At 62.5% G+C, this 20,894-nt stretch carries 18 protein-coding genes; 17 read left to right on the forward strand and 1 reads right to left on the reverse strand.

What is annotated here, in order from left to right; translation table 11 throughout:
- Positions 1-26 precede the first annotated feature (26 nt).
- Positions 27-1,724, reverse strand: a complete 1,698-nt coding sequence (locus tag AC1RME_RS13570) for a sulfatase-like hydrolase/transferase (protein ID WP_096821356.1) — start codon at positions 1,722-1,724, stop codon at positions 27-29.
- Between the two features lie 391 nt (positions 1,725-2,115).
- On the opposite strand from AC1RME_RS13570, the gene AC1RME_RS13575 reads away from it, so the two are divergent.
- The 17 genes from AC1RME_RS13575 (at position 2,116) to AC1RME_RS13655 (ending at position 20,877) form a co-directional block, all read left to right on the forward strand.
- Positions 2,116-3,468 (forward strand): UDP-glucose dehydrogenase family protein, encoded by a 1,353-nt coding sequence (locus tag AC1RME_RS13575; RefSeq protein WP_096821355.1) that lies wholly within the window; start codon positions 2,116-2,118, stop codon positions 3,466-3,468.
- Positions 3,465-4,502 carry an NAD-dependent epimerase gene (locus AC1RME_RS13580; protein WP_096821354.1) on the forward strand — a complete coding sequence of 346 codons (1,038 nt, stop codon included), beginning with the start codon at positions 3,465-3,467 and terminating at the stop codon, positions 4,500-4,502. The genes AC1RME_RS13575 and AC1RME_RS13580 overlap by 4 nt, the downstream gene beginning before the upstream one ends.
- An 18-nt stretch (positions 4,503-4,520) precedes the next feature.
- On the forward strand, positions 4,521-5,267 hold the full coding sequence (locus tag AC1RME_RS13585; protein ID WP_096821353.1) for a sugar transferase: 747 nt from the start codon (positions 4,521-4,523) through the stop codon (positions 5,265-5,267).
- Positions 5,267-5,914, forward strand: a complete 648-nt coding sequence (locus AC1RME_RS13590; protein WP_096821352.1) for a CpsD/CapB family tyrosine-protein kinase — start codon at positions 5,267-5,269, stop codon at positions 5,912-5,914. The genes AC1RME_RS13585 and AC1RME_RS13590 overlap by 1 nt, the downstream gene beginning before the upstream one ends.
- Positions 5,915-5,935: 21 nt before the next feature.
- Positions 5,936-6,961, forward strand: a complete 1,026-nt coding sequence (locus AC1RME_RS13595; RefSeq protein WP_096821351.1) for a polysaccharide biosynthesis/export family protein — start codon at positions 5,936-5,938, stop codon at positions 6,959-6,961.
- Between the two features lie 17 nt (positions 6,962-6,978).
- Positions 6,979-8,571, forward strand: a complete 1,593-nt coding sequence (locus AC1RME_RS13600; protein ID WP_096821350.1) for a GumC family protein — start codon at positions 6,979-6,981, stop codon at positions 8,569-8,571.
- A complete protein-coding gene (locus tag AC1RME_RS13605) occupies positions 8,568-9,662 on the forward strand; it encodes a glycosyltransferase family 4 protein (RefSeq protein ID WP_096821349.1) in 1,095 nt (364 codons plus the stop codon). Before AC1RME_RS13600 ends, AC1RME_RS13605 begins: the two co-directional genes overlap by 4 nt.
- Positions 9,659-11,029 carry an O-antigen ligase family protein gene (locus AC1RME_RS13610; RefSeq protein ID WP_096821348.1) on the forward strand — a complete coding sequence of 457 codons (1,371 nt, stop codon included), beginning with the start codon at positions 9,659-9,661 and terminating at the stop codon, positions 11,027-11,029. Before AC1RME_RS13605 ends, AC1RME_RS13610 begins: the two co-directional genes overlap by 4 nt.
- Positions 11,026-11,994, forward strand: a complete 969-nt coding sequence (locus tag AC1RME_RS13615) for a glycosyltransferase (protein WP_096821347.1) — start codon at positions 11,026-11,028, stop codon at positions 11,992-11,994. Before AC1RME_RS13610 ends, AC1RME_RS13615 begins: the two co-directional genes overlap by 4 nt.
- Positions 11,987-13,123 carry a glycosyltransferase gene (locus AC1RME_RS13620; RefSeq protein WP_096821346.1) on the forward strand — a complete coding sequence of 379 codons (1,137 nt, stop codon included), beginning with the start codon at positions 11,987-11,989 and terminating at the stop codon, positions 13,121-13,123. Before AC1RME_RS13615 ends, AC1RME_RS13620 begins: the two co-directional genes overlap by 8 nt.
- A 13-nt stretch (positions 13,124-13,136) precedes the next feature.
- The gene (locus AC1RME_RS13625; RefSeq protein WP_096821345.1) at positions 13,137-14,138 is read left to right on the forward strand and encodes a polysaccharide deacetylase family protein; all 1,002 of its coding nucleotides are present in this window, start codon (positions 13,137-13,139) and stop codon (positions 14,136-14,138) included.
- Positions 14,135-15,442, forward strand: a complete 1,308-nt coding sequence (locus AC1RME_RS13630) for a lipopolysaccharide biosynthesis protein (RefSeq protein WP_096821373.1) — start codon at positions 14,135-14,137, stop codon at positions 15,440-15,442. Before AC1RME_RS13625 ends, AC1RME_RS13630 begins: the two co-directional genes overlap by 4 nt.
- Entirely contained in the window at positions 15,439-17,358 is a 1,920-nt protein-coding gene (locus AC1RME_RS13635) for a hypothetical protein (protein WP_096821344.1), read from the forward strand. The genes AC1RME_RS13630 and AC1RME_RS13635 overlap by 4 nt, the downstream gene beginning before the upstream one ends.
- A 70-nt stretch (positions 17,359-17,428) precedes the next feature.
- On the forward strand, positions 17,429-18,118 hold the full coding sequence (locus AC1RME_RS13640) for a GNAT family N-acetyltransferase (protein ID WP_096821343.1): 690 nt from the start codon (positions 17,429-17,431) through the stop codon (positions 18,116-18,118).
- Between the two features lie 4 nt (positions 18,119-18,122).
- The gene (locus AC1RME_RS13645; RefSeq protein WP_096821342.1) at positions 18,123-19,307 is read left to right on the forward strand and encodes a GNAT family N-acetyltransferase; all 1,185 of its coding nucleotides are present in this window, start codon (positions 18,123-18,125) and stop codon (positions 19,305-19,307) included.
- Positions 19,279-20,070, forward strand: coding sequence for a ChbG/HpnK family deacetylase (locus AC1RME_RS13650; RefSeq protein ID WP_096821341.1), 792 nt, complete (start codon positions 19,279-19,281; stop codon positions 20,068-20,070). Before AC1RME_RS13645 ends, AC1RME_RS13650 begins: the two co-directional genes overlap by 29 nt.
- A 114-nt stretch (positions 20,071-20,184) precedes the next feature.
- Positions 20,185-20,877: a GNAT family N-acetyltransferase gene (locus AC1RME_RS13655; RefSeq protein ID WP_096821340.1), complete on the forward strand. Its 693-nt coding sequence runs from the start codon at positions 20,185-20,187 to the stop codon at positions 20,875-20,877.
- Positions 20,878-20,894: the final 17 nt, after the last annotated feature.

The raw sequence follows: 20,894 nt of genomic DNA on the forward strand, positions 1-20,894 counted from the left end.
GGGCAAGGATAGCGGATGGCGCAGGGTTACTGTCCGGCGGCAACGCTGGTCGGCGCCTCACCCGGCGTGACGATGCTGTTCAGGTCGATGTGTTTCCACTCGGGCTTGGCCCCCAACCGCGCATTGAAGCGGTAGTTGAAGGTGAAATCATCTGCCGTCGGCACGCTCAGCGGTTTGCCGTAGACCGACTCGATCCCCGCGAGGTCATAGCCCATCAACTGCAACAGGGTCGGGAAGATGTTGTAGTGACTGGAGCGATCCTTGTTCGCCGCCAGTTGGGTCGACCAGTCGAGCGTGTGCAATTGATCGCCCTGAATCACCACCAGCGGCACCAATCCCTCTTCCTCCACCGGGTCACCGCCGCAATGGGTGTTGAGCCCTGGGTTGCCGCGTTCGTGCAGGTCCTGGCCGTGGTCCGAGGTGTAGATCAGCAGCGCGTTGTTCAGGTTGGCCTGGGCAAACACTCGCGAGAAAAACTCGCCGACATTCCACAGCACCGTGTTCTTGTAGGCATTGCGGTACAGCACCCAGTCATCGGGCTGGCCGTTGAAACCGTCGCGCTTGCCGGTGTCGGCGACTTCGGTGAACTGGCCGCGCGGCAAGGTCGGGCGGTAGGCCATGAACGCATCGGGGTATTTGTCGTGCACTGGGAAATGCGCGCCGACCTTGTTGATCACCACCAGCTCCGGTTTGTCGTCGTTGAGCAATTCGATCAGTTTGGCAGCGGCGGACATGTCGCGGTCACGGACGCTGGTCTGGTCGAATTGCACGAATTCGTCGATGTCCTTTTTCTCGGTGTCGGTCATCAGGTTCTGCAGGTTGCCGCCGGTGCGCTGGGCGTCGATGTAGACGGTGCGCAGGCCGGCCTTTTTGGCGTACTGCCAGATCGACGGCAGCGTGGTGTTGATGCGCATGTAATCGGCGCGGGTGCCGCCGTAGCGCAGGGTGACGTTGGTGTCGGCACTGCAATTGGCGATGGACGCCGCATAGCCGTAGTTGAAAATGTCGACGCCCGCAGGCGCCTGCTTGAGGTTGCTGTGCACACCGAACGGCGCGTTGATGTCCAGGTAATTGCCGGAAATGCTTTCGTCGATGATCAGCACGATGTCGTGGCCCACCGCAGGCCCGTTGCGCGCCAGGGTCACCGGCTCACGCGGGCCGACGGTGTTGTGCAGCGCCTCATAGCCGAACAGGTTGAGGTAGGCCAGCGGCGTGTACATGATCGGCAATCCACGCGCGCCCTCCCCGGCCCGCATGAACAACACCGCGCTGAGCAGCAGTACGCCGCACAACGGCGCCGCGATCCGCCAGGCATTTGGCATGGGGATCGAATGCCGTGGCTTGAGACCGATGCCGACCAACAGCAGCAGGCCATTGAGCGCCCCGTGGACGATCGCGTCCCGGTACTGGTAGGCCGCTTCCTGGATGAAACCGCCGGAATACACCAGTGAGACGAAGCTGCTGTACGTCAGGTAATCGGCGGTGACCCGGGTGTACACATCAAAAAACACCGCCGAAATAAACATCGTTAATGCGAACAAGTGCCGAATGAACGACTGACGTATATAGGCCGTTAGTAATAATGCGAAAGTCAGCGCCAAAAACATCGCGCCAAAAAGAAGTACTGCCGGGCCGATACCCATGGCGTTTAAACGCTCAAGGTAATATTCGGAATAAAGCAGTAGATAAATAATTAAAAGCAGTTCTTTCAAATATCGAAACATGGCGATTCCGGGGCGCTTGCGACAGGGCTTGGTCAATCGCTTGTCGGCCATTTTCTGACACTAGCAGCGGGCCATCAAAGCGCAAGAACTGTCGGACTTTGGCCAAAAGCGTCAAAAAAACATTGACTCAAAACTGACACACCCAAGTCGTTACAGGCCTTGTATTTTGTGGCCTACGACCGTTTATCGTTTTCTTTGAAATGTGAAAAACATGTCAAGGACGGGACAAATCCAGATACAGCAAGTACTTGATGGCCAATCGCCCCCAAAAATGGGGGTGTTATACACATGCAACATGTCATTTTGCTGACATGGTTTGCCAACGCTGCGCTATACCCCTTTTGACAGTTCCAATTCGATCTTCCTCCACCGTCTTACGAGGCACGCCAATATGGACGTGAGCGTATTTGGTACGGGCTATGTTGGCCTGATTCAAGCTGCGGCACTCGCCGATGTCGGACATCGTGTGTTGTGCGTCGATATTGACCCGAACAAGATTAAACAACTGCAACAGGCAGTTCCGCCGATCAGTGAACCGGGTCTATCGGCAACTTTGGAAGAAAACATCAAGGCCGGGCGCCTGCTGTTCACCACCCAGGCCAGCGATGCCGTAGAACACGCCGAGTTGATCTTCATCGCGGTGGGCACCCCGGCCGACGAAGACGGTTCCGCCGACCTGAGTCACGTGCTCAACGTGGCGCGGCAGATCGCAAGCTTCATGGAGGCCGATCGCACGCTGATCATCAAATCCACGGTGCCGGTCGGCACGGCGGACCAGGTGCTGAAGACCGCCAGCGATGAATTGCACCGGCGCGGCAAAAGCGGCCTGAACGTGCGGATCGTCTCCAACCCCGAATTCCTCAAGGAGGGCAGCGCCCTCGCCGACTGCATGCGCCCCGACCGGATCATCGTCGGCACTCAGGACGATGAAGCACGCGCGCAGATGAGCGAGTTGTACGCGCCGTTCTGCCGCAACCACGAAAAACTGATGTTCATGGACAACCGCAGCGCCGAGCTGACCAAGTACGCGGCCAATGCGATGCTCGCCACCCGCATCAGCTTTATGAACGAGCTGGCCAATCTCACCGAGCTGCTGGGCGCCGACATCGAAGCGGTGCGCAAGGGCATCGGTTCCGACCCGCGCATCGGCTATCACTTCATCTACCCCGGCTGCGGCTTCGGTGGCTCGTGCTTTCCCAAGGATCTGCGCGCCCTGCTGCACACCGCCGAGCACAACGGCATGCCGCTGAAACTGCTGCGCAGTGTCACCGACGTCAACGACACGCAGCGGCACATCCTGTTCAGCAAACTCAAGGCGCAATTCCCGCAAGGTCTGGCCGGCAAATCCATTGCCGTCTGGGGCCTGGCGTTCAAGCCAAATACCGATGACATGCGCGAAGCCCCCAGCCGCTATCTGATGGATGCGCTGTGGGCCGAAGGCGCCAGCGTCCAGGCCTACGATCCGGAAGCGATGTCCGAGTGCCGGCGCATTTACGGCTACCGCGATGACCTGCACCTGTGCGCCACCCGCGACGACACCCTGGAAGACGCCGATGCGCTGGTGATCTGCACCGAGTGGAAGAATTTCCGCGTGGTGGATTTCGAGCTGCTGGCCGACAAGCTGCGCTCCAAAGTGATCATCGACGGACGCAACCTCTACAACCCGGAACAAGTGGCGGCCGCCGGCCTGCACTACAGCGGCATCGGTCTGCGACACATTTCGCCCGACGGGTTGCGCCCATGAAAATCCTCGTCACCGGTGCGGCCGGGTTCATTGGTGCCCATTGCGCGTTGCGACTGTTGCGCGACGGGCATCAGGTGGTTGGCCTCGACAACTTCAACGGCTACTACGACCCGCAGCTCAAACTGGATCGCGTGCAATGGGTGCGCGATCAGGTCGGTGATTTCCAGATCGCCCGGGTTGACCTGGCCGATGCCGCCGCCGTCGACGCCCTCTTCGTCCGTGAATGCCCGCAAGTGGTGATCCACCTCGCGGCGCAGGCCGGGGTGCGTTACTCGCTGGAAAATCCACGGGCCTACATGGACAGCAACCTCAGTGGCTTCCTGAACATTCTGGAGTGCTGCCGGCATCACCCGGTTGAACACTTGATCTATGCCTCGTCGAGCTCGGTGTACGGCGCCAACCAGCACATCCCGTACTCGGTGCACGACGGCGTCAATCACCCGCTGTCGCTGTACGCCGCGACCAAGAAAGCCAACGAGCTGATGGCTCACAGTTACAGCCACCTGTTCGGGATTCCTTGCACCGGGCTGCGCTTTTTCACGGTGTACGGGCCCTGGGGCCGGCCCGACATGTCGCCGATCCAGTTCGCCCGGGCCATCACCGAAGGCACGCCACTGAAGCTGTTCAACTACGGTCGGCACCAGCGTGATTTCACCTACATCGACGACATCGTCGAAAGCATCGCGCGCCTCACCGACCACCCGCCACACAACCATCCGGAGTGGGACCGCGAGCACCCCGACGCGGGCAGCAGCATGGCCCCGTGGTGCCTGTTCAACATTGGCGGCCACCACCCGGTGGAACTGAAAACCTACCTGGCGCTGATGGAAAAGCACCTCGGTCAGAAAGCCGTGGTCGAGCTCTTGCCCCTGCAACCGGGCGACGTGCTCAACACCTGTGCCGACACCGATGATCTGGCCCAGGCCACCGGGTTCCAGCCCCGGATCGAGCTGGATGAAGGACTGGGGCGTTTCATCGCCTGGTATCGCGACTACTACCCCACGGCCTATCGCCCACGCGCCGCTCGCGGCTGAACATCAGCGGAGGACTGCATGACTGGACATGAGAAAGGTGTACCGATCCAACAATTGGTTCGAGACAAACGCATGGATCCGGAACAGCGAATGCGCCTCGACGCGGCGATCCACCGCCAGGGCCAGGGCTGGGTGACCGGTCGCGAGGGCGGCCGGCCGTGGCAACTGTCCCGCACCAATCGCGTGGTGGCGTGCTTCGGCGCGTTGGTCATTCTGGTGATGATTTCCCCGTTGCTGATCGGTCTGGCACTTGCCATCAAGTTCACCAGCAAGGGCCCGGTGATGTTCGTGCAGAAACGCACCGGCTATCGCGGCCGCAAGTTCGGCATGTTCAAGTTCCGCACCATGGTCGCCAACGCCGAAGAGCTGAAAGAATCGCTGCGCCACCTCAACAAGCACGGTGCCGATGCCATCGATTTCAAGATCGACAAGGACCCGCGCATCACCCGGATCGGCGGTTTCCTGCGGCGCACCAGCCTCGACGAACTGCCCAACCTGATCAACGTGGTGACCGGCGACATGCGCCTGGTCGGCCCTCGCCCGACTTCGTTCAACGCCTACCGCTACAAGGACAGTCACCTCGCGCGCCTGGCGATCTACCCCGGCATGACCGGCCTGTGGCAGATCTCCGGACGCAGCAACATCGACTTCGACCAGCGCGTTGAGTTGGACCTCAGCTACATCGCCGAGCAGAGCCTTTTGCTTGATCTGAAGATTCTGTTGAAAACCCCTTTCAAAGTATTCAGCGGCCACGGAGCAAGCTAATGGACGGTTCAACCAACAAAAGCCTGAGCATTGCCAGCCCCAGCGAGTCAAACCTGACCTCGACCGTGCTGGATCTGGATCTGCGGATCCTGTTCCTGACCGCCGCCAACCCCGGCGCTGGCACGACCACCAGCGCACTGGCCCTGGCCAGTCAACTGGCACAAATGAGCAGCGGTCTGGTGCTCTACGTCGATGCCAGCCAGTCGGCCGGCAACCTCACCCAGCAACTGAGCCTGAGCAAGGAGCGCGGCCTGCGCGACTTGCTGTTCAACCCGGATAGCCCGCCGCTGTTGCAGGACTGCGTGGTGCAGGTGTCGAGCCTGCCGTTCCACGTGCTGCCCAACGGCCGGCCGATCCGCACCATGGAGCACCTGACCGCCGAGCGCCTGAGCCCGTTGCTCGATCAGTTGGGGAGCCAGTACCGCTTCGTGGTGATCGACGGCGATGCGGTGTATTCGGCCGCCGACACCCTGGTCATCAGCACGCAGGTCGACGGGGTGGTGTTCGTGGTGCGTGCCGAGGACACCCGCTGGGAAGTCGCCCAGGCCGCGGTGCAACGGCTGACCCAGGCCGGGGCGAAAGTGGTGGGCAGCGTGTTCAACCGGCGCAAGTACTACATGCCCAAATGGCTCTACAAAAACCTGTAAGCAAACGCGAGGGATGACGCCATGAACGCCAAGATACTGGTTCTGCTGATGCTGCCGCTTGCAGGTTGCTCCAGCAACTCGGAAACCCAGAGCATGCCGGTGAATATCCTCACCGCCCCGCCGGCCAACGCCCAGGCCACCGACATGCCCAAGGTCGAACAGACCTTGCGCCCGCAGGATGTGCTGGATGTGATCTTCCACATCAGCACCAGCGGTTCGGACGCCTACCGCGTGCAATCGGGTGACCAGATCGGTCTGAACTTCACCGCCGCCAGCCAGCTCAACGGCAATCAGCTGGTGCTGCCGGACGGCACCATCGAACTGCCGGGCGCCAACACCTCGGTGAAAATCGCCGGGCTGACCAGCGACGAAGCGCGCCAGGAAATCCAGCGTGCCTACCAACGCAAGCAGCTGTTCCAGCCCAATCGCAATCAGCTGACCGTGCAGATCATCAGCCCGCTGACCAATGAGCAGAACCTCAAGAGCGCCCTCAACCACCCGGCCACCGGCATGAGCCGCGAGATCACCGTGGGCACCGACGGCTATGCGAGCTTCCCGGAAATCGGCGCCGTGCCGCTGCAAGGCATGACCGTCAATCAACTGGAAACCTTCCTCAACAAACGCTACGCGCAACTGCCGGGACGGATGACCGTGGACGTGCTGCTCAAGTCCACCGCCGGCAACGAGATCTACGTGCTGGGTGAAGTCGGCCAGCCGGGCTCCTACCCGATCCGTCGGCCGGTCTCGGTGCTTGAAGCGCTGACCCTGGCCCGTGGCACCAACGTCAAGGCGCGCCTGGATTCCGTGGTGATCATGCGCCGCAATGGCAATCAGGTGCAGGCCGTGCGTTACGACGTCGAGAAGGCGCTGTCCGGCGATGCTTCGCAGATCGCCTACCTGCAACCGGACGACATGCTCTACGTGCCGAAAACCAAACTGGCCAGCGCCGGCGAACTCGCAAGGCAACTGGCCGATGTAGTGCTGTTCCAGGGCGTGGGTTTCAGCTTCGGCTATCGCGTCGACAACAAAGGCAGCAACAACAACTGACTCTCGGGTGACCTGACATGAATCCAAAGGAAAACTACCTGCATGAGTTCTTCAGGATCTTCTTCGCCAACAAGCAACTGGTGAAGCGTGTCTTCCTGATCTTTGCAGTGATCGCGCTGGTGCTGCCGCTGGTGCTCAAACAGAGCTTCGATATCACCGCCCAGGTGATCGTGCAGTCGAAAAAACTCTCCCAGGGCGACGCCACCACGTCACTGACCGTGGACAACGCCACGTTCATCCCGCCGTCGCTGGCGGACATGGAAACCGAGAGCAACATCCTGCGCTCGCCGGCGCTGATCCGTCAGACCATCAGCGAACTGCGGGACAAGGGTGAATACACCCCGTCGCCCGGCGTCTTCGCCCGGCTGATTGGCGAGCCGTTCAAGCGCTACATCACCTCGCCGCTGCGTCAGTACCTGATCAACCCGCTGCGCAACGTGCTGGGCCTTGAAACCGATCCGGTGCGCGACACCGCCCTCGATGCGCTGACGCAACAGGCCATCGACAGCCTGAAGATCGAGACCCTGCCCGGCTCCAACGTGATCTCGATCGTCTACAGCTTCCCCGATCCGCACCAAGGCACGACGTTCGTTTCAGCCCTGCTGCAAAACTATCTGGTGAGCCGTCAGGCGCTGCAATCGATCGACCTGCCGCAGTCGTTCTACGAATCGAAAAAACACCTGTACCAGGTGCGTCTCGATGGTCTGGAAGGCAACCGGCAAGCCTTGCTTGAAAGTGTCGGCGCGTCCGATCCGAAGGAAGAAATCACCTTCCGCCTGAACGCGATCAACACTGAAGAGCAGGCACTGAACCTGTATCAGGACCGCCTGCTGCAAAGCCAACGCTGGCTGGAGTACCTGAAAACCAGCCTGGCTGCCGCCAGCAACAACAAGCTCAACGACTACACCTTCCCCTACACCTTCACCACCACCGTCGACAACGTGGCGTTCGAGGACCGGGAGATCAAACAGCTGGGCGAGCAACTGACCACCCAGGTCAGTCGCTACATGAACGATCTGGCGGTGTTCCAGCCTGGCAGCGAGCCGATGTTGTTGACCCGGGAGCAGATCGCCCGCACCCGTCAGCAGTTCCTCAAAGTGGTGAGCAACCGCATTCAGGAGCGCACCAACGACCTGGCCGTGGTTCAGCAGGTGATCGATCAGAAAACCGCGCGCATCGCCGAGTTCAAGGCACGGATCCACGAGTTGCAGCAGACCCAGAGCAAGCTGCGGCAGATGGACACCGAAATCGACGCCCTGCACGCCGCGTTCTCGACCTACGCCCAGCGTTTTGCTGAAAGCAGCACCACTCGCTCGCTGAACGACGACCTGTCCAACGCCCGGGTCCTGAGCCCGCCGTTCGAACCGACCGAAGCGGCGTTCCCCAAACCGCTGCTGATCATTCCGTTCGGCCTGTTCACTGGTCTGTTGCTGGCGATTGCGTTGGTCTACGTGCGTGAGTTCTTCGATCACCGCTTCAAACACCCGGCGCAAATCAGCCACGAGCTGGGCCTGCCGGTGCTGCTGGTGATCAACGACCAGAGCACTCAGCCGGGTAATCCGCACAAGAACTGGACCGTGCCAAGCTTCGTGCACTGGGTGCGCAATTGAGCACCCCGTCCTCCCCGAACGCCGCCCTGCCGATCATTCATTTGCTCAGCAGTGGCGGCTTCTATGGGGCCGAGCGGATGTTGCTGGATCATTGCCTGGCGACACCGGGGCAGCATCAGGTGCTGTTTCTCGATGCGCCGCCGGAACTGATCGAGCGCTTTCGCGCGGCGGGCGTCGATGCCCAGGGTTGCGCCGGGCTCGGCGCATTGCTCGGGCATCTGCGTCAGCGCCGGGCGGAACGTCCGTTGATCAACACCCACAATTTCAAAGGCCTGCTGTTCGGCTGGGTTGGCGCCACGCTGTTACGGCTGCCGCTGGTGATCACTCAACACGGCTTCACCCCGCGCAGCCGCAAGCAGAAGTTCTACACCTGGCTGAGCATGCAACTTTGCCGTACCGCGTCGGTGGATAGGGTGGTGTGCGTGGCCGAAAGCATCGCGGTGCTGCACCGCCAGGCCAGCGTCCGTGCGGAAAAGCTGCAAGTGATCCCCAACGGTCTGCCGGCGGCGGTCGCTGAACGGATGCCGGAGATCGATCATCAGCGCTGGCTCGCCGGGTACGTCGGACGACTGAGCAGCGAAAAAGGTCCGGACCTGTTTCTCGATGCGCTGATCCCGCTGTGTCATCAACATCCGCAACTCGACGCGGTGATGCTCGGTGACGGCCCGGAGCGCGAGGCACTTCAGGCGCGAATCGACGCCGCCGGGCTGCAACAGCGCATTCGTCTGCCGGGTTATCAGACCGACATGCGCCACTGGTGGCAGCAACTCGACGCGCTGGTGATCAGCTCGCGCACCGAGGGCACGCCGATGATTTTGCTGGAGGCCATGCAGACCGGGGTGCCGGTGGTGGCGTTCGCGGTCGGCGGGATTCCCGATGTGCTGGAAGACCGGCACAACGGCCTGCTGGCCGCGCCGGCCGACAGCAGCGCCCTCGCCCGCCAGCTCGACACGCTGCTGAGCCAACCCGCGCTGGCGCGCAAACTGCGCGACAACGCCAAACGCACGCAACAGGACCGCTACGACCTCAAGGCCCTGGCCGAGCGCTGGTCGCAGTTGTACATCCGCACGGCACGGGAGGCACGCGCATGATTTTCCCGCTCTCGATCGTCAGTCTGCTGGGTCTGGTCTGCATCGCTTTGCTGGCCAGCCCATGGCCCTATCTGGCGCCGGGCGCGGTGCTCGGTCTGGTGGGGTTCGCGGTGTTGTACCGCAAACCGACCTGGGGGCTGCTCGGCATCGCTGCACTGGTGCCGTTCGAGGGTTTCTTCAAGGACAGTTCGCTGTCGGGCAGCAAGCTCATCGGCGCGTCGCTGGCGGTGATCCTGATGCTGCAACTGGCGATGCACCAGATTCCTTCGGAACGCTTGCGCAGCAACATCTGGCGTTACCTGATCTGGTTCATGGTCCTGTACTTCCTGAGCCTGCTCAACACCGATGACCTGGGCATGTCACTGGGTCATTTGCGCGAGCTCAGTGTCGGCCTGATTCTGTTCGTCATCACGTTGCTGATTGGTCGTGAACTGAACCTCGACCTGTTCGCCCGGCTGGTGACCCTGAGCGTCAGCGCCACCTGCGCCATGGCGATGTTTTCGACCAAATTCCAGGATCAGGGCCGCGCCGCCGGCCTGCTCGAAGACCCGAACGCCTTCGCCCTGCTGATCGCGTTCGCCGTGCCGCTGGGCCTGCTGCTGGTGATTCGCGGCCCGAACCTGCTGCACCGGCTGTTCTGGGGCGCGTGCTGCCTGCTGTTGCTCGGCGGCATGACCAAGACCGAATCCCGTTCCGGGCTGGTGGTACTGGCGTTGAGTCTGGTGATCGGTTGCTGGCACTACCGCGCGCAACTGTCGCGGATTCGTCCGCGTCACCTCGGCTTCGCGATGCTCGGCCTGGCGATCGTGATTCCACTGGCGATCTACGCAATGCCCGCCGGCTACATCGCGCGCATCCAGTCGTTGAGCGTATTGAGCGCCGGTGCCCGTGGCCACGATGACGAATCCCTCGGTCGCCGTGCCTCGTACATCGTGGTCGGCAGCCAGATGATCCGCGAGAATCCGCTGCTCGGTTCCGGCCCCGGCACCTTCCCGCTGCATTACGCCACCACCGGTTACGCCAAGGCATTCTCCGCCAACCGCAAGATCGGCGACCTGTACCGCCGCGCCCACAACACCTACCTGGAAGTCTTCAGCGAACTGGGGGTTCCCGCCGGCCTGTTGTTCGTCGGCATGCTCGGCCTGGGCCTGTACAACCTGATCCGCGCCCGTCGCGCCTGGATGCAACGACGGGACTGGGATCAAGCGGACCTGATGACCCACCTTGGCGTGAGCTTCCTGTCGCTGACGCTGTTCCTGATGTTTCTCAGTGCACCGAATCAGAAGTACGTGTGGATCATGCTCGCGCTGACCAGTGTCCTGCGCCTGAAAGCCGAGCAAACACCGTTGACGGAGGCCCGGGCATGAGCCGGATCAGTGTTGTCATCCCGATGTACAACGAGGGCCGTCACATCGGCCGTACCCTGCTGGCCGCGCAAAAAGCCGCGCACGCGGCCAATGTCGAGTGTGAACTGATCGTGGTCGATAACGGTTCCAGCGATGACGGCCCTCAGATCGCTCGCCAGTTCGGTGCGCAAGTGCTGGTCGTGCCAGGCGTGTTGATCGGCGCCTTGCGCAATCGCGGTACCGCCATCGCCACCGGCGAATGGCTGGCGTTCATCGACGCCGACATCGAAATGCCCGAAGACTGGCTGACCGGGCTGTTCGCCCTCGAAGCCGAAAACCACGCCGACGTGTTCGGGCTGGATCTGCACACCCCCGCCGCCGCGCCGTGGTACGCCGTGGCCTGGCAACGCCGTACCCAACGGCCGATCTCCCACGCCGCCCATGCCGTGGACTGGCTGCCCAGTGCCAACCTGCTGATGCGTCGGCGCTGGTTCGACAAGGTCGGCGGGTTCAACGAAACCCTGCGCACCGGCGAAGACAAAGAGTTCACCCTGCGCCAGCGCGAACAGGGGGCGCGGCTGCTGTCGGTCAACGAAAGCGTGGCCCTGCACTGGGGCTACGAGATGAACTGGCGCGAATGGATGGGCAAGGAAATGTGGCGCCAGGGCAGTCACCTGCAACTGCTGCGCACTCACGGGTTCAGCCTGCGATTGCTGCGTTTTCCATTGCTGTCGCTGGCCGCGTGGCTGCTGGATCTGCTGGCGATTTCCGCGCTGCTCAACGGTTTCCCCCATCACGCCGCCGTCATGGTGACACTGACCACGATACCGGCGCTGGTACTCAGCATCCGTCAGAGTCGCCAACAGCATGACCTCGGCCTGACCCTGCAACTGTGGGGGCTGCATTGGGTACGCCTGCACCTGGCGGGTGCGGCGTTCATTCTCAGTCTGTGTCATTGGAATGCCAGGAGGCCTGCCCGTGGCTGAGTTCATTTTCTGGATGTGCCTGCTGCTGCCGGTGTACGCCTATGTCGGCTACCCGTTGCTGCTGACGCTGCTGGCGCCGCTGTTCCCGGCGTGGCGCCACAGCCCGGCGCCGCCGCTGAACATCAGCATCGTGATCGCCGCGCACAACGAGGCGCGGCATATCGAACACAAGCTGCGCTCGCTGCTGTCCCAGGATTATCAGCCGGCCACCCTGCAAATCATTCTGGCCAGCGACGGCTCCACCGATGACACGGTGGCGTGCGCGCACAAGGTCGTCGACCCGCGAATCACCGTGCTCGACCTGCCGCGTCAGGGCAAAGCCGCGACGCTCAATGCCGGCGCGGCGCTGGCCACGGGGGACATTCTGGTGTTCACCGACGCCGACAACCAATGGTCGCGGGAAACCCTCGGCTACCTGCTCGCGCCCCTCAGCGATCCGCAGGTCGGCGCCTGCGCCGGGCACATGGTGATCCCGGTCACCGGCGGCGGCTTGAGTGTCGGCGACAGCCTGTACCGGCATTACGAAGGCTGGCTGCGGCGGGTCGAGAACCGCACCGGTTGCATGGTCTCCGCCGATGGCGCGTTGCTCGCCCTGCGCCGGGAACTGTTCGAGGACGTGCCGGCGGAGGTCAACGACGACTTCTTCATCAGCACCTGCGCCCCGGTGAAGTTCAAACGCATCGTTTACGTGCCTGAAGCGCAAGTGATCGACCACGGCGTCGATGAAGCGGACAAACAGTTCCGTCGGCGTCAGCGGGTCACCGTCGGCGGCCTGCAAAGCCTGGCCCAGCGCAGCGAACTGCTCAATCCGCTCAAGCACGGGCTGTATTCGATTGCGTTGATCAGCCACAAACTGATCCGGCGTCTGGCACCGATTCTTTTGCTGCCGTTGCTGCTGAGCAATTTCTGGCTGTGGGACGACCACGGTTTCTATCGCCTGAGCCTGATCGCGCAACTGCTTGGGTACGGCATCGCGATTGCCGGCCTGCTGGATTCGCAACACCGCTTACCCAAACCGTTCCGCCTTGCGGCATTCCTGCTGGTGACACTGGCCGGCATGAGCATCGGCCTGTGGCAGTTCCTGCGCGGCCAGCGTTACGCCCAGTGGAACCCTGACCAAAACCGTTGAGAGGGCTCAAGCCATGGCGATCAAACAACTGATAAAACGCACCAGTGGCTGGCTCTATCTCAACTCGTCCGTGGGGCGAAACCAGTTGCACGGCGCAGGCGTGATCCTGATGTTGCACCGGGTGTTGTCCAACGACCGCGCCGCCGACCTGCCGCATCGCAACGAACTGTGCGTCGGGCCGAAAGCCTTCGAGCATCTGCTGGTGTGGCTGCGCAAGCATTTCGATTGCGTGCCGCTGATGGAAATCCTCCAGCCCAACGCCCTGCGCAGCGAACGCCCGCAAGTGGCGCTGACCTTCGATGACGGCTGGCGCGACAACGCCGCCAACGCCTTCCCGCTGCTGCAGAAACATCAGGTGCCGGCGAGCATTTTCCTCTCCACCGACTTCATCGGCAGCCGCCAGCGCTTCTGGTGGGAAAGCATCGGTGAAACCCTGTGGGGCAGCCACGGTGAAAAACCGCGCATGCATCTGATCGACTGCTTGCAGGCGATTCACCACCCGCTGCCGGTGCTGATGGACGACATCGATGTGGATCGTCGCAGCCTGACGTTGCTGCACTACCTGCAAGGTTTGAAGAGCTCTGACCCTTTGATGCTCGAACGCCTGACCGACGAATGCCCGCCAGAGTCGCAACCCCAGGCGCTGGACTGGCATCAGGTGCGGGCGATGGAAGCTTCAGGGCTGGTGCGTTTCGGTCCTCACGGCGCCAGTCACACGATCCTGACCCAGCTCGACGACGTGCGTCTGAGCGAAGAAATCAGTCGCAGCCGCGACGCCTTGCACAACGGCTGCAACCGGCCACTGCCGGTGTACTGCTACCCCAACGGCGACAACGACGCACGGGTGCGCGAACAGATTGCCAACCACGATTATCCGTTCGCCCTCGGCACCGGCACCGGGATCTATCGCGGCGCGGGTGATCCGCTGAATCTGCCGCGCTTCGGGGTCAGCCAGCGCACTGCGCGCAATCCGGAACTGCTGTCGTGGCGGATCTTTCGCGGGGCGCGACCATGAGTCGAGGCAGTTACCTCAAGCACCTGGCGCTGAGCATGGGCACCAAGCTGGCGATGATCGCTCTGCGCCTGCTGAGGAATGTGTTGCTGGCGCGAATCCTCGGCCCCAGTGAACGCGGGCTGTTCGCCCTGCTCAGCACCTTGCCCGACCTGATCAGCGCGGCCACCAGTGGCGGCTTGAATTCCGCTGTCGGCTATCAGGCCGCCAAGCAGCGGCCGATGGGGTTGCTGCTGGCTCAAGTGTTGGTGTTCGGTTGTCTGCTGGCGGGGCTGTTGACCTTGCTGGTGGTCGCGCTGGTGCGCGAGTTCGGCAGTGAACTGGACGTGACCGTGCAACTCGGCCTGCTGGCGTGGCTGTTGCTGCTGGCCGTGCCGTTGACCGTGCTCAAGAGCGGCCTGCTGACGTTGCACAATGCATCCGGCGGCGTGGTCGCGTTCAATGCCTTGCGTCTGGTGGAATCCCTGGCACCGCTGTTGCTGTTTCTCGCATTGTTCTGGATGTGGAAGGAAGCGGCACTGGAAGCCGCGCTGATCAGTTGGCTGGCCGGAATCAGCCTGGTGGTGCTGGCCGGTTGGGTCTGGCTCAAGCGCGCACAACCGTTGCAGCTGCAATGGGACCGCGCCAGCCAGAACGAACTGCTGCGCTACAGCGCCCGCAGCCATCCGGACTTGCTGTTCCAACAAGTGATTCTGCGTTCCGACTATCTGTTCATCGGCGCCCTGCTCGGCAGTACTGCACTCGGTCATTACGCGATGGCCAGCGCCGCCGCCGAACTGCTGCTGATCGTCCCGGAAGCGGTGACCACCCCGCTGATGAAACGCCTGCTGCAACAGGACGAAGGCATGGACAAAGTCACCCCGCTGGCGCTGCGCCTGACGGCCACGGTGATGCTCGGCGCCTGCCTGACCATGGCCGTGATCGGCGAATGGCTGATCGTCACTCTGTTCGGCGTCGCCTACCAACCGGCGTATCCGGCACTGTTGGCGTTGCTGCCCGGTCTGTTGGGCCTGTGCTACGCGAGCATTCTGCGGCTCGACCTGCTGGGCAAGAATCGCCCCGGCACGGTGTCGCTACTGATGGGCCTTGGTGCCCTGCTCAACCTGGCCCTGAACCTGGTGATGATCCCGGCCTACGGCATCGTCGGCGCGGCAGCGGCCTCGTCGATTGCCTACCTGGCGGTGACCGTGGCGATGCTGGTGTTGTACTGCCGGTTGAGCGGCGTGCCGTTCTGGCAAACCTTGATCATCCTGCCCGCTGACATCACGCCGATGTGGCTGATGTTGCAGCGTCGGAAGGCCGCATGAAACGCCTGGCCCTGCTGCTTGGACTCGGTCTGTCGCTGGACGCCTTCGCGGCGTCGATGCGCTGGGGCGACATTCGCGACGGTAGCCTGTACCTGCAAGCGGATCGCCCCGACACCGTGACCGTGCGCTGGGCGCCGGCGTGGCAGGCGGACGCCAACGAAGAGCACCTGTACCTGCTCGACGGCCAGGGCCAATTGCAGGGCGACCGCTTCATCAAGGCCAGCGAAACCCGTGGCAGCCAGAGCTGGCCGTTGGCGCCGGGCGCGGCGAGTTATCAACTGGAAATCCCCGGCTACAGCTTCCGCAATTACCGGGTCGAACACGACGAAAACACAGTTGCACTGTTCGCCCCGGCCAAGGTGCATTTCAGCGCGGAAACCCGTGACGGCGATGAGCTGTTTTTCAAGATTGCACCGGGTGAACACGCGGTGCTCGCCGGCAAATTCCACGGCGGCGTCAGCGCCCTGCAAGCGCAGCGGGTCGGCGACGGCCAACAACTGTCGCTGGCGCTCAAACCGTATCGCGCCTATTGGCAGTTCGATCAGCTCGCGCTGCCGGTCAGCGATCGCGAACAAGTCTGGCGCCTGCGTCTGCAAGGCAGCGGCAAAGCGGCGTTCTGGCTCGATGGCACGGCCAATCTGTTCGCACAGAATCCGCAGCAGCTCAAACCGCTGCGCGAAGACGAAGGCCAGACCCGCCTGACCCTGCACGACAAAGTCCTCGGCCGCACGCCGGACCTGGGCATCGCCCTGCCCTACGTGATGCCGCCGCCCGCCAGTCATGCGGCGCTCGATGCACTGAAACCGACGGCCGCCAGTTACTACAGCTTCGTCGATGTGACGGCGAAAAAACCGCAGTTCGAAGATGCGTTTCGTCAGGTCTATCAGGACCGTTTCGGCATCCGCCAGGACATCACCTTGCTCGCCGGCAGCCAGCGTCAGGCCGACCTGCGCGCCGATGTGCAAAGCAACAACGGCCTCGACGCCTGGCTCGCGAGCACGCGACTGCTTGGCGGCAAAGGCACGCACTACATCGGCTTTGCCGATGAGCCCAATCTCAACTATTCAAGCTACGAGCAATACCGTTCGATCTTCACCAGCATGGCCCGCCAGGTACGCAGCGATCCGGCCAATGCCAGGGCCGGCGTGCGCATTGCGATGCCGGCCAGTTCGCGGCTGGTCAACGGCCCGTTCGCCGACAACGCGGCGAGCAAACGCGGCATCGACTGGGCCCGGCGCCTGCTGGGCGAATCCGCTGATCAGGTCGATGCACTGGCGTGGCACGAATGGATGATCCGCGACCTGCTCGCCACCCGCATCTATCGCGACGGCGTGCGCCGCGCCGCCGATCTGGTCGGCCTCGACGCCAAGGGTCAGCCGCGCAAGGCCTTGCTGCTGGATCAGACCAATCTCTCCAGCGGCTCAAGCCTGAGCCCCTACGATCAGGAAACCCATTACACCTCGCTGTGGTGGGCCTCGGTGGTGATCAACGCCTCCCAGGACGGCTTGCTGACGATGCTCAACTGGTTCCAGGCCGCCGATGAACCGGAATACCCCAAAGGCATGTTGCGCGTCTCGGCGGATGAACAACACTTCGAACTGAAACCGGTGGGCCTGGCCCAGCAGTTCATCCAGCAGCACTGGCTGCACAACGTGTTGTGGCTGGAAAACGATGCATTCGAAGTCGATGTGCTGGCGATGGCCGGCGACGATCAGCGCGGGTTGCTGGGCGTCAACAAGGGCACGCGGTTGCAGCGTGTCGATCTGGCGGGGGCCAAGTGCCCGTTGAACAACGGCGCCCTGCGCTACTTCGGCGCCGACAACCGCAGCCGCGACGCGCCCTTCCGCTGCCAGGACGGCCGTGTGCGATTCGAGCTACCGGGGCAAACCCTGTTTTCTCTGAGCTGGAACGCTTGATGAACCGTCCGTTGATGTTCCGCCGCGCAGGCCTGTGCCGCGCGATGACTCGTCATCAGGAGCAACGACCATGAGCATTCTGCAAAAAATCAGCGAGCAAATTAAACAGAAAGGCCTGCGTGCCACGTTGGCCAAGGTGTGGAAGCACTATTTCTTTTCCCATCAGGAACTGTTGTGGATGGAGCGCGACCTGGTCAGCCCGGTGCCGCCCCACAGCCTCAAGCCTTACCCGCCGCTGCGGGTGGTGAAGATCACGCCGGACAACGCCGGTGCCTTCGCCCGTTACTTCGGCGACCGCGTCGGGACCATGGCGGAGCTAGCCAACGAAGGTCACACCGGGCACATGCACCTCGACGATCACGGCGATGCGGTGGCCTTCATCTGGGGCAGCGCCCGGGACTATTTCGACCGCCATTACTACGGCTGCCTGTTCCCGGTGAACCCCGGTGAGTTCTTCGAATTCGGCGGCGAACTGACCCGTTCCTATTGGGGCACCGAACTGTCGGTGGACCTGCAACTGGAACTGTGGAAAGCCATGGCCGCCCAGGGCTGCGACAAGGTGGTGGACGTCTGCGAGTTCCACAACATCCCGGCGCTCAAGCTGCACCTGCGCATGGGCTACACCGAACAGGGCCGGATCATGAACGTGTATACCCTGTTCGCTCGCTGGCGTTTCTACCGCGAAACCCGCTACAGCGGTTCGCGGCTGGATGCGTTGCGCAAACCGTCCCGTCCATCCGTCACAGCAACGGCGACCTGAGCCTATGGCGCGATTCGAATGGCGCACCTCGCTGTGCGCCCCTGACTTCCCGGCAGCGGCCTATGAAGCGCTGCGCCTGCGGGTGACGGACCACACGCCGTTCAACAGCCTCGGCTGGTTGATCGCGGCAGAGCAGACACTCGACACGAACGAGCATCTGCACATTCTGCTGGGCTGGGAAGCGGACGAATTGCGCCTGTGCCTGCCGCTGGTGGGCGGTCGTGAACGCTTTGGCGGGCTACCGTTTGCCGTGGTGCATCACCTGGGTTATCCGCTGGCGGATCGCCTGGCGCTGCTGTCCGTGCTTGAGGCCGACAGCCTGCGTCAGGCGTTGTTGCTCATTCGCCAGCGCATCCCCCACGCGTTGCTGCAGCTCAACGAACTGTCTGAGCCGGCGGGTGAAGAAAGCGTCCTCACCGAATGGATGGCACGCAGTTCAACTGGCGAGCGGCGCTTGAGCTGTCGGGTGCCGGTGCACTTGATCAGTGACGCCGATCTTCAGGAAGTCTCCGGTGATCCGCGCTACAAACTGCGCCGCGCGCGCAAACGGATTGCTGCGTGCGGTGCTGTCGTGCGGCGAATCATTCCCGATGCCCTGACCATGGGCCCGCTGTTGCAAGCCATCAGCGAAGTCGAAGCCGTCAGTTGGAAAGGCGACGAAGGCGTCGGCATCTTCGCCAGCGAACGCAGCCGCCGCTGCATCGAAAGCGCCTTCACCGCCCTCGCCGCCCAAGGCCTGGTGCGCGTGGTCACGCTGGAGCTGGACGGGCGCTGCATCAGCTACCGACTCGGTTTGCTCGAACAGGGCCGGCTCTACGATTACAACCTCGCCTTCCTGCCGCAGTACGCCGATCTGGGTAGCGGTCGGGTATTGCTGGAGGAATGGATTCGCTGGGGGCTGGAGGACCACTGGCGCTGGATCGATGCCTCGCGGGTCAGCCTGGAAAACTCCAGTCACCAACTGCACGAACGCATGACCGGGCAACTGGAACACTGGCGCTGGAGCTTCTACTCCTGGCGCCCGAGCGGTCTGTTGCTGGGGCTTGGGCTGCGTGTCTGGCAGCGGCTCAAACCGAAACTGCAGCAGTGGCGAGCACGTCGGCAAACGGCGATCGCCCAACCCGTCGGCAAACCCGCCGCCATCACCACGGAGGGCGAACATGCCTCGCCAAGTCATAGTCAACGCTGACGATTTCGGCCTGACCCCGAACGAAAACGCGGTGATCTTCAGCGCCTTCCAGGCCGGGGTCATCAGTTCCGCCACGGCCATGGCCAACATGCCAGCGTTCGAAGCCGCCTGCGCGATGGCCCGGCATCATTTGCTGGAGGGGCGGATCGGCCTGCATTTCAACCTGACGTATGGCCGGCCGCTGAGCCAGGCGATTCTCGCTCGCCCCGCCTTCTGCGACAGCCAGGGTGTGTTCGACCTCAACCTGACGCGGTACAGCCTGTGGCTCGGTCGAGCGGATCGCGAGGCGGTGCAGGAGGAATTGCAGGCGCAGTGGCAACGTTGTGTCGATCATGGCTTGCGCCCGAGCCACATCGATTCCCATCAGCACGTGCACAACATCTGGCCGATCGGCGAGATCGTCGCGCGCTTCGCCGCCCACCAGGGCGTACCGGTGCGACTGGCGCGTAATCTGGGGCAAAACCTCAGCCTGCCCAAACGCCTATTCAAAGGCTTGCTCAACCGTCGTTTGCAAGGGCTGGCCGGTGCGACGGCGGACTACGTCTGCACCCCGGTCGACCTGCGCAACGAGCCCGCGCCGACCGACGGTGTGCTGGAAATCGTCGCGCATCCGAATCAGCTCGGGGCTGATTTCGGTGATGCGTATCTGCAACCTGGAGAGTCCCTGAGCCGCGTGTTAGAGCAGCGGCTGGCGGGCGTTCCACGGGTCTCCTATGCCGACCTGAACAAGGATTTTCTGCGCGGTGCCGCGGCACTCGATTGAGTTACACAACTTGCAATACTTTCGAAGATGGCACTTCGAAATGAACTTGCAGGCTTGATCTATACCCACCAGAGCGACATCCAAAAACACCCGGGCTGCGGCCACGGAGGGCATATGAGCGTCATTGAAAAGCTGCGCGAACGCATCAAGCAAAAAGGCCTGGGCCGCACCTTCGGCACCTTATGGAAACGCTACGTGTTCTTCCATTGGGAACTGCTATGGATGGAGCGCGACCTGATCAGCCCGGTGCCGCCGCACAAGCTGCGCCCTTACGAAGGTCTGCGCAAAGTCGACATCACGCCGCACAACACCGGTGCCTTCGCCAAACACTTCGGTGACCGCGTGCAGACCATGGCCGAACTCGCAGCCGAAGGTCACACCGGGCACATGTACCTCGACGCAGACGACCACGCAGTGGGCTTCATCTGGGGCAGTATCCGCAACTACCACGACCGCCATTACTACGGCTGCGAATTCCCGGTCAAACCCGGCGAGTTCTTCGAATTCGGCGGCGAAATGACCCGCGCCTACTTCGGCAGCAGCCTGTCGGTGGACGTGCAAGTCACCCTCTGGCAAGCCATGGCCGCCCAGGGTTGCCACAAAGTGGTGGACGTCTGCGAAACCCACAACATCCCGGCGCTGAAGCTGCACATCCGCATGGGCTATCACGAACAGGGCCGCGTCACCCACGTCTACGGCCTGTTTGGAAAATGGCGGTTCTTCCGCGAGACGCGGTACGAAGGTTCACGGCTGGAACCGCTGCGCAAACCGGGACGGCCAGTGGTGACGGCGGCTGCGCAGGCTTGAAATGACGAAGGCGGCCA

It is taken from the genome of Pseudomonas sp. GW822-FHT03F08, from assembly GCF_058801265.1.

Coding starts and splice junctions, on each gene's coding strand:
- AC1RME_RS13630 (WP_096821373.1), top strand. CDS start 14,135: ATGAGTCGAGGCAGTTACCTCAAGCACCTGGCGCTGAGCATGGGCACC.
- AC1RME_RS13585 (WP_096821353.1), top strand. CDS start 4,521: ATGACTGGACATGAGAAAGGTGTACCGATCCAACAATTGGTTCGAGAC.
- AC1RME_RS13650 (WP_096821341.1), top strand. CDS start 19,279: ATGCCTCGCCAAGTCATAGTCAACGCTGACGATTTCGGCCTGACCCCG.
- AC1RME_RS13635 (WP_096821344.1), top strand. CDS start 15,439: ATGAAACGCCTGGCCCTGCTGCTTGGACTCGGTCTGTCGCTGGACGCC.
- AC1RME_RS13610 (WP_096821348.1), top strand. CDS start 9,659: ATGATTTTCCCGCTCTCGATCGTCAGTCTGCTGGGTCTGGTCTGCATC.
- AC1RME_RS13590 (WP_096821352.1), top strand. CDS start 5,267: ATGGACGGTTCAACCAACAAAAGCCTGAGCATTGCCAGCCCCAGCGAG.
- AC1RME_RS13570 (WP_096821356.1), bottom strand. CDS start 1,724: ATGTTTCGATATTTGAAAGAACTGCTTTTAATTATTTATCTACTGCTT.
- AC1RME_RS13645 (WP_096821342.1), top strand. CDS start 18,123: ATGGCGCGATTCGAATGGCGCACCTCGCTGTGCGCCCCTGACTTCCCG.
- AC1RME_RS13640 (WP_096821343.1), top strand. CDS start 17,429: ATGAGCATTCTGCAAAAAATCAGCGAGCAAATTAAACAGAAAGGCCTG.
- AC1RME_RS13615 (WP_096821347.1), top strand. CDS start 11,026: ATGAGCCGGATCAGTGTTGTCATCCCGATGTACAACGAGGGCCGTCAC.
- AC1RME_RS13600 (WP_096821350.1), top strand. CDS start 6,979: ATGAATCCAAAGGAAAACTACCTGCATGAGTTCTTCAGGATCTTCTTC.
- AC1RME_RS13575 (WP_096821355.1), top strand. CDS start 2,116: ATGGACGTGAGCGTATTTGGTACGGGCTATGTTGGCCTGATTCAAGCT.
- AC1RME_RS13580 (WP_096821354.1), top strand. CDS start 3,465: ATGAAAATCCTCGTCACCGGTGCGGCCGGGTTCATTGGTGCCCATTGC.
- AC1RME_RS13625 (WP_096821345.1), top strand. CDS start 13,137: ATGGCGATCAAACAACTGATAAAACGCACCAGTGGCTGGCTCTATCTC.
- AC1RME_RS13655 (WP_096821340.1), top strand. CDS start 20,185: ATGAGCGTCATTGAAAAGCTGCGCGAACGCATCAAGCAAAAAGGCCTG.
- AC1RME_RS13595 (WP_096821351.1), top strand. CDS start 5,936: ATGAACGCCAAGATACTGGTTCTGCTGATGCTGCCGCTTGCAGGTTGC.